The organism is uncultured Microbulbifer sp., from assembly GCF_947498635.1.
Classification (GTDB): domain Bacteria; phylum Pseudomonadota; class Gammaproteobacteria; order Pseudomonadales; family Cellvibrionaceae; genus Microbulbifer; species Microbulbifer echini.
The window spans coordinates 1-16,704 of record NZ_CANMKV010000006.1 but is presented as its reverse complement, the minus strand read 5'-3'; the positions used below and the strand labels follow the sequence as shown (position 1 = coordinate 16,704).

The window sequence follows — 16,704 nt, the reverse complement described above, 5'->3', positions numbered from 1 at the left end:
TTTTACTCCCTAATAATCCTTATTTCAGCAGGTGATAAATCAGTGATAACTTCATTGGTTGATGTTGTCAAAGACAGTAAGGGCGACCCTTCAACAAACCTAATAGAGGTAACACTTCCGATAATTGCTCCTCCACTACCACTCACCTCTACGGTCTTGCCTAATAAACCGAGAGACTGGCTCACTGCATTTACATTTAACAAATCAGAAATATTCGTTTGTGATGATTTCGCAATTTCCAAGTTTGAAAATTCAGCCAGTTGAGTAAGAAATTCACGGTTGTCAACAGGATCTAACGGGTCCTGATAATTCAGTTGCGTAATAAAGATACGCATGAATTCATCAAGATTAACTGTACTTTGCTCGTTTAAAGACTGCTCACCAGCAACTCTACCAACAGCATCAATAGACATATCTACTCACCTCTTCTTTTATAATAGAACCATTTATAGTTATTTTATCTATCTTAATCCCTAGCCGGTTTGATAGTTCAAAAGCAGTTCGTATTACCTCATCAGTACTTCCAAAATAATCACGGATACGAACCTCCAATCCAAACTTTCCACGAACCAATAATAATATTGTTCTATCAGGCAGAGAGTTGCTGAGCCCACGATATAAAGCTCTCTCTGTTTTATTTATTAGTGGCAATTTTTTTGTATCATTAAATTTATTAGCAGAATCTAGATTTATATCTGTAGGAAAATTTTTGCTCAAACTAATCGATACCAGGGAATCTTTTTCAGGTATCTTGGGATAACCGCTGAAATAATTTTGCATAACTGAACTATGCTGGACATCGCTACAAACTTTAAACTCATGGACAGATGATAAATCCCAAAGAAGATTTTTATTCTCCACCAACTCTACTTGATTCTCTATATTTTCATTTTTTTTAAAACTTTTAGACGAGTCTGATGCCGCTAATAATGCCTTTTCCCACTCTCTGGCCATTAAATCCTTGGTATCTTCATGAGTTTCTTTGTAGCTATCTCTCGCAATCGATCCGGTATTTTTCTCAACCACCCCAAAGCCCATAATGTAATTATCCTTTTTTATATGCGCTTCTAAGCAAATAAAGATTGTTTATATCTTGATCCACATAAACACCATGATAGAAACTTCGCTTTTTCTTTAGAGAAAAAATTTTTCCCTCAATTTCGTTAATTTTTTTTTCTAGCGAGACATATTTCTCCATAAGTTCAGATTCATTCAGTCTGCACGTCTCAATTTTTGAACGAAGTTCATCAAGGCTCTTTTCCATACCAAAAAAATAACTCTCTTGAACTCTAAGAAAATGAAGATCTAAATTCTTATTTGAATGCTGAGATAAAATAAAATTTTCAACTTCAGCCAGTTCTTTAGAGTTGGAATCAAGATCAAACTCCAAATTCAACAAGTATGTTTTTTTGTCCGCAATTAGATTAAGTAACTTATCTCTATCATTCAAAAGTATTTGCTTGTAAGTCACTAAGACTTGTATTTTATCACTAAATTGTCTTAACTTCGAGATCATTCTGATTTCAAGAGTTTGATTTATCTTCTAGCCGGTGAGCAGACTTAACAATAAGAGACAGCTCTTGAATGACCCGAGTTCTTTCCATAAGCTTGCCCGTATAAAGTAAATCATTAATTTTTTTTTCTATATGTATTGCTTTGTCAAGCTCTAAATTGTCGCCCTCTTTATATGCACCAATTTCAATCATTGATTTCGACTCAAAGTATAAAGAATGATATTTATATATAGAATTAAGGGTTAGCTTTTCTGAGTCATTTATAAGTGAATTCATAACTCGGCTAACACTTTCCCGTAAGTTAACTGCAGGGTACTTACCTTGTGCTGCAATATCACGATCCAATACTATGTGGCCATCTAAAATTCCACGCATATAATCTGCTATAGGATCACTCATATCATCGCCTTCGACCAAGACGGTATAATATGCGGTAATTGATCCCCTATTTTTAAATGCTCCAGCCCTTTCGACAAGATGTGGTAAAACAGAGTAACATGATGGTGTATAGCCTTTAACAGATGGCGGTTCCCCTCTTGCTAAGCCAATCTCTCTCTGTGCCATAGCCAGTCTAGTGATGGAGTCCACGGCCAACAATACATCATTTCCCTGATAGCTAAAATATTCCGCTACCTTTATCGCAGTATATGCCGCATAGACTCTACTTAAAGGTGGTTGGTCAGCAGAGGCAACGATAATTACAGACTTTGCTAAGCCCTGCTCTCCAAGAAAACTCTCTATGAATTCCGTTACTTCACGTCCGCGCTCACCGATTAGGGCGATAACATTTACATCTGAATCAGCATTCTCAAGTAATTGAGTAATAAGAGTTGTTTTACCAACACCACTACCAGAAAATATTCCAACCCTTTGTCCCTTGCCAATTGTTAAGAGTGAATCAACAATTGGTATTTTTGTTGAAATGATTGTGTCAATTTTCTTTCTTTCAAAAGGGTTGATTAGGGTTGATAAATCAAAACTATTATCTTTATTTGGGGAAACTTCACCAAGTGAGTCAATAGGCTTCCCCAATGGATCCATTACTCTGCCGATAAGTTCAGGACCAATTGTTAATTCATTTTTACCCTCAGCCCTTTCTACTAAATTCCCCAGCTTTACTCCCCTCAGTGAATCAAAGGGCATAAGGATTACTTTTCTTTCATCAAATCCAATCACCTCAGCACGGATTTTATATTCTTTGTCATCCGTATAGATATAACAGAAATCACCGATATATACATCAATCCCTACGGCAGTCAGGAATGTTCCATGAAAACTTATAAGCTTTCCAAACTTCCCTATAGTATTTGCAGCTCTAATTCGATTTATGATATTTATTTCAGAATTCATAAGTACAGTCTACTCACCTTCAAACTCAAGTAGAACTGTATCTTTAATTACCATAAGTTGCTTATCTAGACTGCCGTCAAGAATACAAACGTCACATTCTGCGAATATTTCACCATTTTTAAAGTTTTTGATTGGCGAAAGATTTACCTTACCACCAATTGCTCCTTCGATTTCTCCATGTATTTTTTTCAGCCTATCTATATCGAAGGGTGAGGCTTTTATGGTAATGCATTTTTTTTCTGGCGCTTCATTAATTAAATTTATTACTAATGCTTTTAGTCCATTTTCTTTTATATATTCATACCCAAAAACTTTGCCTGAAATTTCCAGTGCAAAACTTACTGCCTTCTCTGTAACATTTGCCCACTGTGATTCAGAGAGCTTGTTCAATAGATTTATTTTCTCACTAAATTCACTTGATAGTTTGGACTGGTGTTCAACCAAGTGCTGCTTATATTCTTTCTTTGCTTGTTGCCATCCTTCTGAATAACCTTTTTTTATTTCTAGATCTATCTTATTCTCAAAGCTACTTTTTAGAGTCTCATAAGAATCTTTCGATTCACGAAGATTTTTTTGTATATTTTTAATCTCTGCGTTACGCTTTGAAATTGTCTCCTTTAAGGATGCGACCTCTTGCTTAAGTAGCTTAATTTCTTTTTCAGACTCATTATTTTCATCATTGATATCCCTTACACTTTTTCTATCCGGCTTCAAAGAAGAAGCAACATCAGAATTAGTGTATGATACTTTATGAGTTCCATTTATTCTGGGCCGACGAATTATATCCGACACTGAATTTACCCCTTAATATATTCTGCAGATATCTTCTTGAGCAATTCTTTTACATGTGGTGTAACCTCAGATTTAACCTCCAGATTATTTATCCCTTCACTTTCTATCAACGAAATGTAGCTCGGAAGATTGGAGCTATCTACGAGGCTATCTACGAGGCTATCACTTTCAATTTGCGTTTTATCTTTCTCAATTAGAAGGTGTTTAACATCATGATAATTAATTTTATTAAAACCTTTTAGCTTCAGCTCGTTTAAAGCCCCCCTCAGCTGCAGCCTATATTCGCTGCCAAGCTGAAAACGCAACCAGATACGATCGAAAAGAGATAATGATTTGTATCTAATTGCTGCCAATTTAGTATATTTATTTGATACTGATTTTTTCGGAATTTGATTTTTCATCGAGCCAATTTCTCATATCCTGCAAAACTTCTGCCCTTTCTGATGCCTTAAGCCTTCCCCTTCTTAAAACCAAGAATAAAAAAACAACAAAAGAAAAGAAAAGAATTACATATAGGTAGATATTTTCACCGCCAACTATAATACTCTTCCAGGAAGGGCTATTTTGGGTGTTAACTAGTGGTTTATCATTAACTTGTAAAGTTAATGATGGATCATCATCGGGAGCAACTAATTTCTCAGTAGAAATACTCGGCAAAGAAGGGATCATCTCAATAGATATCAGATCACCTCTTGTAGCATCTAAACCAACTGCATTTGTAATTAAATTGTTTAACTTTCCTATTTGATCTTCAGTGAAATCTTTAGTTAATAACACGGAAACGCTAATTCTGCTAACCCTACCTGGACTAACCTCTTTTTTTATGAGTTCACTTGAGTACTGATAGTTATTCTCAATTTTCTCTGACAGAATACCACTACCACCTAAACGTCCATTAGATTTTGAAGAATTACTATTATTGTATTCTCTGCTTGTTTTATTGCTGACCAAAACTCCTGAGTCTGAGTTAACTAGAGGAAGTGTATTCTGCAGTGTGCTCTCTGATTTTGAGTAATCAATTACTACATTAACAGCTACAACAGCACTTTTCTCGTCAACGAGTTTGAGGACAATTTCATTAATTTTTTTTGTATAGTAACCCTCAATATCCTTCTTGAATTCCACCTTCTGTAAAGCACCACCTATAGGCATCTCAGTGCTAGAAAGTAACCTGCCACTTGTGTCCATAACTGTTACATTGGCGGGCTTAAGTTTAGGTACTGAAGCGGCTAATAGATTTTGAATTCCTATTACCCTGTCTTGACCAAGGTTGTAATTATTTTTAATTGTCAAAACTACAGAAGCCTTGGCTTCTTCTTGATTTTTTTTAAATAAAGAAGAATCAGGTAAAACCAGATGAACTCTTACGCTACGCACCACCTCAAGAGTCTTTATTGATTTTTCAAGCTCCCCTTGAAGAGCACGCTGATAATAAATTTTTTGTGAAAATTCTGTTAATCCATATGAGGTGTCATCAAATATTTCGAACCCAATACTTTCTAAATCTAGCAGTCCATTATCTGCAAGGATCATTCTAGCGACACCTAGCTTCTCCTCTGGAACTAGGACTACACCATTTTTTTCATCATGGTCGAACAAAATGTTATTATCGATTAATGCTTTTGTAACTGTAGTAACTTCACCTCCTTGCAAATCTCCCACTAAAACTTCTTTATTGTTTTTAAACAAGAGAAATAAAATTGTAGCCAAGCAAGCAGAAAATATAAATAAAAATAAAAATAAAAATATTTTCTTGAGATTTGAATCTAAATCTAAACGCATAAAACTTTTCTCGTTATACCTGCATCTTCATTATTTCCTGATAACCTTCAAGTAATTTATTTCTTACCTGTGTAACCAGTTCAAAACTTAACTTGGCCTTATTAATAGCTGACATTACCTGGTGGATATTATCTAAGTCTCCACTTGTTAGAGTTAATGCTTGCTCTTCAGCTACTCTATACTGTTGACTTACATGCTGAATCTCAGAAGAAATCATCTTGTATAGATTATTTTCAGGCTCATTGGAAATTGAAGAAACACCTAATGACTTAATTTTTTCTGAAGGAATTATTGCATCAATCTTCATGATTTTGAGCTCATATCAATTGTCCATTGAATAATTTTTTTTGAAGCCTCTAACGCTTGAATATTTGCCTGGTAAGAACGGACAGCTGACATCAATGATACCATTTCTTCGACACTGTCTACTGCGGGTTTATATATAAAACCATCATCATCTGCATAAGGATGGGTTGGATCATAAACACGCTTTGGATCAATACTCCGCTCTGTTATAGATATATTCTCAATCCCATTCATATGTATATTACTATTATTAGACGCAATAACTTCAAGGGGCTTATATACATCTTTGATATTACTAAAAGTCTTAGTGCTGTTAGCGATATTTTTCGCTATGGTGTCAACGGTAAGGCGTTGTAACTCTAAACCACTCAGGCTAATTGCAAAACTATCTGTAGCCATCATCGCCCCTCCTTAATCGCAACCTTTAATATGTCCGACAATTTTGACTTTGCAGTAGCCAATGATTGGAATAACAGGGTATTGTTTGCCAGCTTTACCATTTCTTGATCGAGACTTACCGTTATGTAAGATGGGTGTACACTGACGTCTTCGTTTGGTTTCCATGATTCAGATATTTCATTTAAACGTTCAGTATCCTTTATTTCTATGGCCTTTTGGAGATCGACATATGATTGTCCTATCTCAGTTGTAAGTGGTCTATAGCCCTCAGTGTTTAAATTTGCAATGTTATTTGCAATTAGACGATTCTCAATAGTAGTTCGATCTAAGGACTTTCCTAAAAGATTGCCAGTTAGGCTATTAATTAAATCAATCATTGTGATTTTCTGTTAATTGATAATAAGTTTCGCATGTAGAGCTCCCGCAGATTTAATTGCCTGTAATATAGCAATCATATCTCTTGTGCTAACATGTATCTGCTTAAGAGCACGAACAAGATCATTAACTGTACTTCCTGATGGCAAAGATACTGCCGCTAAGGACTGCTCTTTAACGCTAAGATTTGTTTGTGGTACGACAGCAGTTGAAATACCTTGGCCATTTTCATCCGTTATTTGAGATTTATTTAACTCGATAGCAAAAATATTTGGCTGTGAAACAGCATAATCTGTTGTAATATTTAGCTCTAAGTTCCCATGAGAAATAGAGACTGCATCTATAACCACAGATCCGCCTGAAACCACAGTACCCGTTCTTTCATTAATAATGATCTTAGCGATATTATCCGGTTTTATTTTAATGTTCTCAATATCAGCTATCAGGTCAATCACATCAATTTTAGAAGGTACATCAATTAAAATTTTTCCGGCATGTTGTGTTGACACATTAAGTGATGGAAATACACTTTGTATTGCTTTTTTAACACGTGCAGCAGTTGTAAAATCGGGTTCCGATAGAACTACACTTAGTGTCCCCTCTTCAATTAATTGAGTGTTTACTGCTTTTTCGACCGTTGCTCCATTTGTAATTACACCTACTGTTGGATGATTTTTTTGTATAATATTGCCATTTAGCCCATAAGAATAACCCCCTACAGAAATAGGGCCCTGTGCTAATGCATAGATCTCCCCATTTGCCGCTGTTAATGGGGTCATAAGCAAAGTACCACCAATTAGGCTTCGAGCATCTCCAACCGATGCAATGTTAATATCAATTTTGTCACCTGGCTGATAAAATGCTGGTAGGGTAGCTGTAACTATAACTGCTGCAACATTGCGGCTACTGATTTCTTCTTCATCGACAATAACATTAAATCGAGCCAATATATTAGCTATTGATTGTATTGTTGCATCGGAGCGACGAGTGTCGCCAGTTCCAGCAAGTCCTGCAACTAATCCATAACCTACTAAAGCATTATCTCTGACTCCCTCAACACGAGCGAATTCCTTAAGCCTTATAGATGCGAGTACATCATTCACTGCTGTTACCGTAATAACAAACATCAAGATTGTGTAAAGTGTTTTATATGTAAAACTATTCATATGAAAACCTCTACTTATCAAATACTTCATTTTCTAAATAACTCTCAGATTCTAATTCTTCCAATTCGTTTTCACTCTCTCCAAATATCATATCCATCGGGCAACAGAAAAAACCGGCAACTTTATTCCAAAAGCTAATTCCGTCCGGATCTTTCCCTGAGTAAACGATTTTTGTTTGGCTTAGTCGGCTAGAAAGTACTGTGTTGTTCTCATCTATATAATATGGACTCACCCAACCAGTTACTGATATATATTGATTCTCTCCATTTACTAATAAATGTTGCTTACCATGAAGAAGAAGATTTCCATTTGGACTAATCTCAATAACATCAGCTGTTAGGACTGCCTTAAGCAACCCATCCCTTTTTGTACTGCTATCTTGTGAAGTCCCAAAACCTAAGTCTAATGTTGCACCTCCCAGCTCTTCTCTTCTAGTTGTTGATAACTGGCCAGCTGCAGTAGCAGATAGTGTTGCAGATCCACTACTACCATCATTCGCTCTAGCACGCGAGGACTCGACAATTACAATTGTAACATTGTCGCCAACTGCAACTGCCCGATAATCTGCTATTAAGGGTACAAATGATTCATCACTAAAAAGTGATTCAGAATATGCGTTAGTTGAAATGAAAAATATTATATGGAAAATTGATAAAATAAATTTTAGAGTTATCCTCATATTCCCCCCCTAACAACTACTTCACCCTTTTGTAAAACCTCTGCCTTGAACATACTTTTACCATTTTTTAATTTTACTGAAACCAAATCTCCTATTTTCCCATCTGATAAAGCAACTCCTGTAGTGATCACTCTGACAGCATTTACGATGGATACAATTTTTACCTGACTACCTATTTCCACCTCGGGTACCGCTTCAAACATTCCAACTGTAATCACTTCATCGGGACTTAAATTTTTCTTAAGGCGCATTCCAGATGGAATCTCACTTATGATATTTTCATTTAATTTGGCGACATCCGTTTGTCTTTGCGTAACCCTAATTTTATTAGATAAAGTGCCTTTTTTATATTGATCAATAGAAATAAGCGCCTTGCTTTGATGAGAAAGTGATAGCCACAGCGGGAAACTACTAACAACTTTACCCTCCGACTCAAATGTAATATTTACAGCCTCTCTGGAGCGTATTTTCCCGTTAGAGAATCTCTTTACTAGAGTTTTGCCAGGTCTTACACATAAATTAACTTTTGGTAAGGTATCAATAGAATCAACAGCTATATCATCCCCAGCTATAATTTTTTTTCTATATAACTCTTCAATATTTGATAATATTAAGGTCTTGTCTACCCGCAACATTGGACATCGAACTTTAATCCTTTGTGGACCTAGTATTTTTATCTTTTCTTTAGGATATAAGTTATTTATTAGTGAGGAAAGGTCAGATTTATTTACCCAATATCCTTTCTTAGTAGCTTCAAGTTTTATAGCATCAGGAATAGTTATTCTATAATCCTCATTTAACTTAGGCTTGGCCTTCCCAAGGCTACTAACATAAACTGTATCAGTTTCCTGGTTAACGATTGGGTATAGTTTAAATTTAACCTCTTCTGCAGTTACCGATGAAGCAGTTATAAGGAAAATTATCAAAAATTTATACTGCTTCACCAACATTTTATATTCTTAGTGAGTTGTTAATTTTCATTATTTCATCTGCGGCACGAATGACTTGTGAGCTTCCTTCATAGGCACGTTGTGCCATTGTTAAGCTCAACATTTCTTCAACCAAGTCAACATTTGAGGATTCAATATAACCCTGTCGCACTAAGCCTAATCCATTTTCTCCTGGCTCAGAATAATAAGCTTGTCCTGAAACATCATTTGCTGCATATAAACCACCAGTAATGACATCCAAGTCTTGCTCTGCCATAAATCCTGCAAGTGATATCTGCCCCAATGATTCTTCTGAGTTATTTGCTAGACGAGCAGAAACCTTACCTGATTCGGAGATATTGATCTCAATTGCATCTGTAGGCACCTGAATTCGATCTGCTAATAAATATCCATTATCTGTCGTTAGGAAACCATTTTCATCAAGTTTAAAATCACCTACTCTAGTATATGCTAGAGACCCACTTGGAAGTTCAACTTCAAAGAATCCCTTTCCTGATATGGCTATATCTAATTTATCATTCGATACTTTCAAATCGCCCTGTTCGTAAAACCTGGTAATTTTAGTAGCTGCAGATCCCATCCCCTGAGATTGAAGCTGATTATTTAGCGATCCCGTTTTTTCTGCTTGATAAATTAAGCTTTCAAAGTTCACACCCTGCCTTTTATACGCAGGTGTGTTTAAATTTGCCATATTATTTGATATAGCGTCAATTTGTGCAGCCTCTGCTCGCATTCCAGTAGCTGCAATATAAAGTGCATCAATCATTATTAACCCCGCAAATTTTAAATGCTATATTTATTAGACCCTTCCAACTTTTGATATAAGTTCTTCCATCATAGTACTGTACCCTTGTAGGATCTGTTGGCTACCCTCAAAGTGTCTAGTGAGCTCAACCAAATTAACCATTTCTTGCAAATGATTTACATTTGAAGTTTCTAAAAATTTTTGTCTGATAGAAGGTTGCTCAATAATAGATATCGAAGAACTTGCATATTTTCCTGCTCCTCTTTCTACTAGGGTTTGATCCGGAGCATTAAAAATTGCTATTTTTGCAATTGCTTGCTGGTCAGATTGATAAATCTCTCCATTATTTTTAACATGAATAGTTCCAGGCTGAACTTGAATATCGCCATCAATACCTTGCAACTTTGAACCATCAAGTAAAGTAAGAAATCCATCACTATCGATCTTCAGCTCTCCTTTTCGTGTTAACCACGTTCCTACTTGATCACGAATCTGAAAATACCCGTCACCTTCGATGGCAATATTTAACTCTCTACCAGTATGCTTTAATGCTCCGTTGGAATTATCAATATGAGAGAGAACATCTAAATTTACTCTTTTTCTTTCCGAACGGATTGCTGCATTATCAACTTTCTCTAGATTTTGTGTTTTTAGATTCTCCACAATACGCTTAAAAGCATTGGTATCAACATTTGCTAAATTATGACCTATAACATTAAGTTTTCTCAGGTCTGTTTGCATCGCTTTTATAATTGAATTGATTCCATCCATTAGGCTACAACTGGCTCTCTTTTAACTAACTCATCTTGATTTATTTTTACGATTGCAAATGAATTTACTTGGATATTGCCTGGAACTTCATTTAAGGAAATAACAGACATATGCGGCATAAATCTTTCTATCAGTTGTCGTAAATGGGCCCTCAATTTACCAGAACATAATAAGACCGGCTTACTTCCTGAGTTAATCATTTGTTCAGCTGACTTTGCAATACTCATAGTAAATTTTTCAATTATTCTAGGATCGACATTCATACTGCTCAAACCATCATCACTACCAATACCTGCTGCTAAATTTCGTTCAAGCCTAGGCTCTAACGTTAGTACCTGCAGCACACCTTCGTCATCCAGTAAAGGCTCGCATATAATCCTTCCTAATTGTTGACGGACCAATTCAACCAACAACTGGGTTTCTTTTATTGTTCTAGATTTATCAACCAATGACTCTACAATTAGTTCTACATTTTTAATTGGGACTTTTTCTTTAAGAAGCAGTTTAAGAATTTTTTGAATATCACTTAGCGACAAATTATCAGGAATTAGCTCATCGTATAAGCCAGGCTGAGACATCTTAACTTTGGATAAAAGCATTTCTGTCTCTTTACGGGTGATAAGCTCATCAGAATGTTTTCTGATGATCTCACTAAAGTGAGTAAATATCACGGTAATAGGGTCCACAACAGTCAGGCCGCTTTCTTTGGCTTGATCTTTTTGTTCAGTATTAATCCATACTGCTGGCAACCCATATGAAGGATCTTTTGTTTTTATGCCGTCAATGCTAATAATATTACTTGTACTTATTCCTAGCCATTTATCTGTATAGCATTCAGATTTTGTGATTCTTGAACCAAACAATCTTATTTCATAAGCACTTGATTCCATTTTTGGCGAAATAGAAATCTTTAAGGAAGGCACTACTACACCAATCTCTTGTGTATACTGCGCTCTAAACCCTCTTATTTTCTCAAGGAATATTGTATCTTTGGATAAATATTCACCCAGCTCATCCCCTGCTATTATTTCTAGCGGTTCTACAACAATATCATGATATCCCTGGCTTTCATTTCTATCTTCTTCCTCTTCCTGTTTGTTGGTTGTTTCTTCCTTATCTGGATCAAATTGTTTGTTCTTGAAAATTATTACCAATGTTGGAATAAAGATTGCTAGGAGGAAAGCTATAGGCCAAAGTGGGATGCCCGGTAAAATTGAAAAACATGCTAATGCAATACAAACTAACACTAAACTCTTTGGATAACGGCTAATTTGCTTGGAAATTTCATTCCCTAAGAAGGAATCGCTTGATGCTCGGGTTATAATAATCCCTGTTGCTGTAGAGATAATTAACGCTGGAATTTGAGTCACAATACCATCCCCTACCGTCATCAACGTATAGGTATGGAGTGCATTGCCCCAGCTCATTCCTAACTGTGCGATTCCTACTGTCAGGCCACCTATAATATCTATTAGAATAATAATTATTCCGGCAACCGCATCTCCTTTAACAAATTTGCTTGCACCATCCATCGATCCATAGAAATTTGCCTCACGCTCAATTTCTTTTCTTCTTTTTTGAGCTTCTTTTTCATCAATTAAGCCCATGTTAAGATCTGCGTCAATACTCATTTGCTTGCCAGGCATACTGTCTAAAGTAAACCTAGCTGCAACTTCTGCTACCCTTTGAGCACCGCTGGTAACAACTATAAACTGAACAACAATGAGAATAAAAAATACAACAAGTCCAACAATATAGTTCCCACCAACTACATATTCACCAACCGCCCCAATGACTTCTCCGGCATCTCCATTACTTAAGATTAATCTAGTGGCGGCAATATTTAGCGCAAGTCTTAGCAATGTTGCTATCAGTAATATTGCAGGAAAGGTAGAAAATTCTACGGGCCTATCCATATAAAACGTTAGAAGGAGTATTAATAAAGCCGTGCTTAGATTAAACAACAAAAGGAAATCCAGGATTTCAGATGGAATAGGTGCAAATAGCACAATCAGTATTCCAATAACCCCTAAGACGAGGACTACCTCACTCTTTGTTCCGAACATTCTCTCAAGCATTGAGGGTATCCTAGGTATTACTTTCTTATAGCGTACAGAGCTATGATTTTTTTCTTAATTCACCAAACAATTTCGCGACTGCCACATAGCTCTCCACAGGTATATAGCTATCAATCTTTGATTTCTTATAAAGCATCCTTGCTAATGGGGGGCTTTGGGTTATTCTGATATTATGCTTTCGGGCAATTTCTCGTATTACCAAGGCAGTTTCCCCTTTTCCTTTTGCTATAACTTTAGGGGCCAGCATTGTTGCTTCTGTATATTTAAGCGCTACCGAAATATGAGTTGGATTAGTTACAATAACATCTGCAGATGGAACACTTCCAAGACCGGAACTCTTGCTTCTTAACTCCTGTTGAAGCTCTTTTATCTTTTGTTTTATTTTGGGGTCACCATCGCGACGCTTAATTTCATCTTTTACCTCTTGTTTGGTCATTTTCATCTGCTTCAAAAAGCTTTTTCTTGTAAACAACAGATCTAACAGTGCTATCGCGGCAATTAAAGGTATTAATATTGCCAGCACCTCTATTAGTGACTCAATAAATACGGTTATAGCTGAGCTTGGATCGTGATTAGCTAAAGAGAGCCATCTTGTTAGTGAACTATTAATAAAGAAATACAAAAACCCAATCAATACAGCGATCTTTATTATTGTCTTAAATAAATCGAATATTGTTTTCAGAGAAAACATTTTTTTAAGACCACTGATTGGATTTAATTTATCGAAGCTTGGCTTTAATGGACTTGCCGAAAAAATAAATCCCGTCTGAATTAAATTACCTAAAGCAGCAAATACAACAGATAACATCATAACCGGTATAATGATATACAATGACTTTTGTGCTTGAATGGAAACCCAGCCAGTTATATCTTTATTGCTATATTTTATCACTTCCGAAAAATCTAACATTTCAGCTAAATTCTTTAGAAGCTGGGAGGCTAATTCATTCCCCATGCCCACTATCAACAATAAGAACCCCACTAAAGTAAAAAGAGATATCACCTCTAAGCTTTTAGCAACTTGTCCACGCTTTTTTGCCTCTTTAAGCTTAAAAGGAGAGGCTGGTTCAGTTTTTTCAGAACTACTATTACTAGCCATTAATGCACCAGAACCTGTTCCCAACCCCGAAATATTGATTCAAATATCGCCGTAATTGGTGACATCAAGTAGCTTAAGGAGGCTGTGAGAAGTGATATTCCTAGAAATATTTTCAATGGTAGTCCAACAAAGTATGGATTTACCTGCGGCATGGTACGTGCAAAAACTGCCACAATAAAATCCACCAGAAACAATCCAAGCAATACTGGAGCTGCAAGAATTGCTCCATATATAAACATCATTCCTGAAGCCACAAACGCATCCAATAAACTATCTTTAACGACTGCGGCACCTATCGGTACTAATTGAAATGAGTGCAAAATGCCTCTAATGAGTGCGTGATGACCATCAATTAAGAAAAAGATTGTGGTGCCGAGTAATGTCAGCAATGTACCTATAAGAGAATTTTGTGTATTTGACTGTGGGTTTAAAAGCGTCGCAGCACCAATTCCCATTTGAAAGTCAATTAGCCTTCCAGCAATTAAGAAAGCAGTCATTGCAGCCATTAAAACTGCTGACAATGCTATTCCTACTAGTAATTCTTTAGTTATTAATAGAATTAACTCATAGCTATTACTGAATTGAATATCAGCATTTACTACAAATGGGGCAATAACAACGGAGATTGCAATAACCAGAAATAATCTGACCCTAACTGGCAGGCTAATAACGGATTGCAGTGGGAATGCCAAAAACACGGGGGCGATCCGAGTAGCAACAAGTAGTATGCTTATAACAAATTCAAATCCCACTTGTATTGACATTACATCAACTCAACAATCCGGCGAAACATTCCCTCCGTATAAACTACAATGGTACCTAGCATCCATGTACCAAAGATAAATATCACACCAATAATACTTAGCATTTTAGGTACGAAAGTTAGCGTCATTTCCTGTATTTGGGTTACCACCTGGAATACACTAACTAACATTCCAACCACTAGAGCAGTACCAAGTATTGGAGATGACACAATTCCAGCTGTAGCCAACATCTCTCTAACCATCTCGAGTGCAACTTCTGGTGTCATAATCTTTATAAATATAGCTAAATCAATTAACTTGAGTGTCCAATTTTAATCTTCCTTTTTTAATTCCGTTAGATTCTGATAACGTGAAAGTGAATTCACCAACAGCTCTCCGTGTTTATTGATTTCACTATTCAGTATTTGTGTCATCATTCTTTCAGCATTCTCTTGCTTGCCTGAATCTGACTCCAAAAGTGCTAAAGCAAATCGCCCGGCAAAGGAATTGGCACTAAGTCGATTTGCCATCTTAGCTTGGACCGCCGCATTACTTTTTTTGCCTTTGAGAAGATATATGATTGCCAGTGTACCCAGGGTTTCAGAGAATCTTGGCTCCAGCTCCTTAGCTTGCAAGGCGATTTTTTCTGCACCCGGCAAATCCCCATTACAGATATAAGCCCAGGCCAAGGCATTATAGCTGCCTAAATGTGTTGGCATATTTTCAACGGCTTTCTGTAGGCTGCTTATTGCGTGTGAGAACTCACCGCGAAGTAGTTCGAGCAAGCCTTCACCCAGCCACCCCCTACCACTAGAGGGTTTTTCAGCCAAAGCAACCTCAAAATGGTTCTCTGCTGACTGTAAGTTGCCCTCCCCTAAGTTAAGGGTTCCAATGATCACGTTGGCTTCGACATTTCTAGGTGCCTTGGCTAAAATTGCTTCGGCTTTGACACGGGCAACCTCGCTATCCTCCTGATCCAAGGCAACCAGGGCCAACACAGACTCTGCCTCCAGAGCAGTTTCCTCACTTGCTACAGCAACAGAAAGAAGCTCTTCAGCCTCCTGCATACGTCCCAGATAATGCAGACCACGCGCCTTGAGCAAAGCGCTCCTTGGCGATAATGTTTCCAGTCCTTCTAGGGTATTTAGTGCGTTTTGTGGTTGCTGTAAGGCCAACTGAGCCCAAGCAATGTTATATATCACAACATCCTGAGGAGCTTCAGTACCTATTTGAGAAGAAAACTCATCAACTGCAGCGCTGTACTCACCTTTGTATAAGCACAACATACCTCGTTGGAATAACAGTGAGGGATCTTCTGCCCAGTGGCTTAGGCCTTGTTCCAGATAATACTCGGCTTTTTCTAATTCACCGGCTCTCAAACAGGTCTCTACCAAATCGATCAGCAGGCGGCGATTTTGTTTGTCTACTTTAAGAAAAGAAGCAAGTTTCTCGATCTTACTCTTCAAGTCTTCCATCGTTTCACTTCCTGAAAATAGCCGCCGGCAACTTTTTGGCGGCGTAATGTATCATAGACTTATCAAACCTAGATATTTTTTTAATAACGCGGCATTACAAATTGTTTGTTAGCGGCATTTACGGACCCTCTCCCTCACGAATTGTCCATTTTTTGTACAAAACCAATGGGATTCATAATTTTTTTTCGATTAAAATTATGTTTACAACCCTCGATAAAAAAATAATTTCGACAATTACGAATTGCCTCGACTCACTGAGGGCCGAAAAGTCAAGCATTCACAACTGTCTTTTGTGACACTTGGACTTTTTGTAACAATTCTTGAAATTTTATGCCGCCAAGCCCCATATCGACCTTAATTTTTAAACTCCGTTAAGCTGAGTTTCAACAGAATCAATCGTGTGAGCCAGCTATAGCTCGGCATATATTTCCCAGCCCGAAACCGATTTATTTACGATCGATTATCACATTTCGGCTGACG

At 36.9% G+C, this 16,704-nt stretch carries 20 protein-coding genes; all 20 read right to left on the bottom strand.

What is annotated here, in order from left to right:
* Positions 1-2: 2 nt before the first annotated feature.
* The 20 genes from Q1A69_RS04335 to Q1A69_RS04245 all read right to left on the bottom strand — a co-directional run bounded on the left by Q1A69_RS04335 (position 3) and on the right by Q1A69_RS04245 (position 16,224).
* Positions 3-413 carry a flagellar hook capping FlgD N-terminal domain-containing protein gene (locus tag Q1A69_RS04335; RefSeq protein WP_299581640.1) on the bottom strand — a complete coding sequence of 137 codons (411 nt, stop codon included), beginning with the start codon at positions 411-413 and terminating at the stop codon, positions 3-5.
* Complete coding sequence (locus Q1A69_RS04330; RefSeq protein ID WP_299581637.1) at positions 403-1,038, bottom strand: hypothetical protein; 636 nt, start codon at positions 1,036-1,038, stop codon at positions 403-405. The genes Q1A69_RS04335 and Q1A69_RS04330 overlap by 11 nt, the downstream gene beginning before the upstream one ends.
* A 7-nt stretch (positions 1,039-1,045) precedes the next feature.
* On the bottom strand, positions 1,046-1,450 hold the full coding sequence (locus tag Q1A69_RS04325) for a hypothetical protein (protein WP_299581634.1): 405 nt from the start codon (positions 1,448-1,450) through the stop codon (positions 1,046-1,048).
* 73 nt (positions 1,451-1,523) lie between these two features.
* On the bottom strand, positions 1,524-2,864 hold the full coding sequence (locus tag Q1A69_RS04320) for a FliI/YscN family ATPase (RefSeq protein ID WP_299581632.1): 1,341 nt from the start codon (positions 2,862-2,864) through the stop codon (positions 1,524-1,526).
* A gap of 9 nt (positions 2,865-2,873) precedes the next feature.
* Positions 2,874-3,656 carry a hypothetical protein gene (locus Q1A69_RS04315; RefSeq protein WP_299581629.1) on the bottom strand — a complete coding sequence of 261 codons (783 nt, stop codon included), beginning with the start codon at positions 3,654-3,656 and terminating at the stop codon, positions 2,874-2,876.
* A gap of 5 nt (positions 3,657-3,661) precedes the next feature.
* Positions 3,662-4,057 (bottom strand): hypothetical protein, encoded by a 396-nt coding sequence (locus Q1A69_RS04310; RefSeq protein WP_299581626.1) that lies wholly within the window; start codon positions 4,055-4,057, stop codon positions 3,662-3,664.
* Positions 4,020-5,438 carry a flagellar basal-body MS-ring/collar protein FliF gene (gene fliF, locus Q1A69_RS04305; protein WP_299581622.1) on the bottom strand — a complete coding sequence of 473 codons (1,419 nt, stop codon included), beginning with the start codon at positions 5,436-5,438 and terminating at the stop codon, positions 4,020-4,022. Before fliF ends, Q1A69_RS04310 begins: the two co-directional genes overlap by 38 nt.
* 13 nt (positions 5,439-5,451) lie before the next feature.
* Positions 5,452-5,745 carry a flagellar hook-basal body complex protein FliE gene (gene fliE, locus Q1A69_RS04300; protein WP_299581619.1) on the bottom strand — a complete coding sequence of 98 codons (294 nt, stop codon included), beginning with the start codon at positions 5,743-5,745 and terminating at the stop codon, positions 5,452-5,454.
* Positions 5,742-6,143: a flagellar basal body rod protein FlgC gene (gene flgC / locus Q1A69_RS04295; RefSeq protein WP_299581616.1), complete on the bottom strand. Its 402-nt coding sequence runs from the start codon at positions 6,141-6,143 to the stop codon at positions 5,742-5,744. The genes fliE and flgC overlap by 4 nt, the downstream gene beginning before the upstream one ends.
* Positions 6,143-6,520, bottom strand: coding sequence for a flagellar basal body protein (locus tag Q1A69_RS04290; RefSeq protein WP_299581613.1), 378 nt, complete (start codon positions 6,518-6,520; stop codon positions 6,143-6,145). The genes flgC and Q1A69_RS04290 overlap by 1 nt, the downstream gene beginning before the upstream one ends.
* Positions 6,521-6,532: 12 nt before the next feature.
* On the bottom strand, positions 6,533-7,714 hold the full coding sequence (locus tag Q1A69_RS04285; protein WP_299581610.1) for a flagellar basal body P-ring protein FlgI: 1,182 nt from the start codon (positions 7,712-7,714) through the stop codon (positions 6,533-6,535).
* Complete coding sequence (locus Q1A69_RS04280) at positions 7,695-8,363, bottom strand: flagellar basal body L-ring protein FlgH (RefSeq protein WP_299581607.1); 669 nt, start codon at positions 8,361-8,363, stop codon at positions 7,695-7,697. The genes Q1A69_RS04285 and Q1A69_RS04280 overlap by 20 nt, the downstream gene beginning before the upstream one ends.
* Positions 8,360-9,313, bottom strand: a complete 954-nt coding sequence (gene flgA, locus Q1A69_RS04275) for a flagellar basal body P-ring formation chaperone FlgA (RefSeq protein WP_299581604.1) — start codon at positions 9,311-9,313, stop codon at positions 8,360-8,362. Before flgA ends, Q1A69_RS04280 begins: the two co-directional genes overlap by 4 nt.
* A gap of 1 nt (position 9,314) precedes the next feature.
* Positions 9,315-10,079 (bottom strand): flagellar hook-basal body complex protein, encoded by a 765-nt coding sequence (locus Q1A69_RS04270; protein ID WP_299581602.1) that lies wholly within the window; start codon positions 10,077-10,079, stop codon positions 9,315-9,317.
* Between the two features lie 33 nt (positions 10,080-10,112).
* A complete protein-coding gene (locus Q1A69_RS04265) occupies positions 10,113-10,829 on the bottom strand; it encodes a flagellar hook-basal body complex protein (RefSeq protein ID WP_299581600.1) in 717 nt (238 codons plus the stop codon).
* Positions 10,829-12,907, bottom strand: a complete 2,079-nt coding sequence (locus Q1A69_RS04260; RefSeq protein ID WP_299581598.1) for a flagellar biosynthesis protein FlhA — start codon at positions 12,905-12,907, stop codon at positions 10,829-10,831. Before Q1A69_RS04260 ends, Q1A69_RS04265 begins: the two co-directional genes overlap by 1 nt.
* Positions 12,908-12,947: 40 nt before the next feature.
* Positions 12,948-14,006, bottom strand: a complete 1,059-nt coding sequence (gene flhB / locus Q1A69_RS04255) for a flagellar biosynthesis protein FlhB (protein WP_299581596.1) — start codon at positions 14,004-14,006, stop codon at positions 12,948-12,950.
* Positions 14,006-14,770, bottom strand: a complete 765-nt coding sequence (gene fliR / locus Q1A69_RS04250; RefSeq protein WP_299581593.1) for a flagellar biosynthetic protein FliR — start codon at positions 14,768-14,770, stop codon at positions 14,006-14,008. Before fliR ends, flhB begins: the two co-directional genes overlap by 1 nt.
* Complete coding sequence (locus Q1A69_RS20330) at positions 14,770-15,012, bottom strand: flagellar biosynthetic protein FliQ (RefSeq protein ID WP_366525548.1); 243 nt, start codon at positions 15,010-15,012, stop codon at positions 14,770-14,772. The genes fliR and Q1A69_RS20330 overlap by 1 nt, the downstream gene beginning before the upstream one ends.
* Positions 15,013-15,081: 69 nt before the next feature.
* Complete coding sequence (locus Q1A69_RS04245; protein ID WP_299581591.1) at positions 15,082-16,224, bottom strand: tetratricopeptide repeat protein; 1,143 nt, start codon at positions 16,222-16,224, stop codon at positions 15,082-15,084.
* Positions 16,225-16,704: the final 480 nt, after the last annotated feature.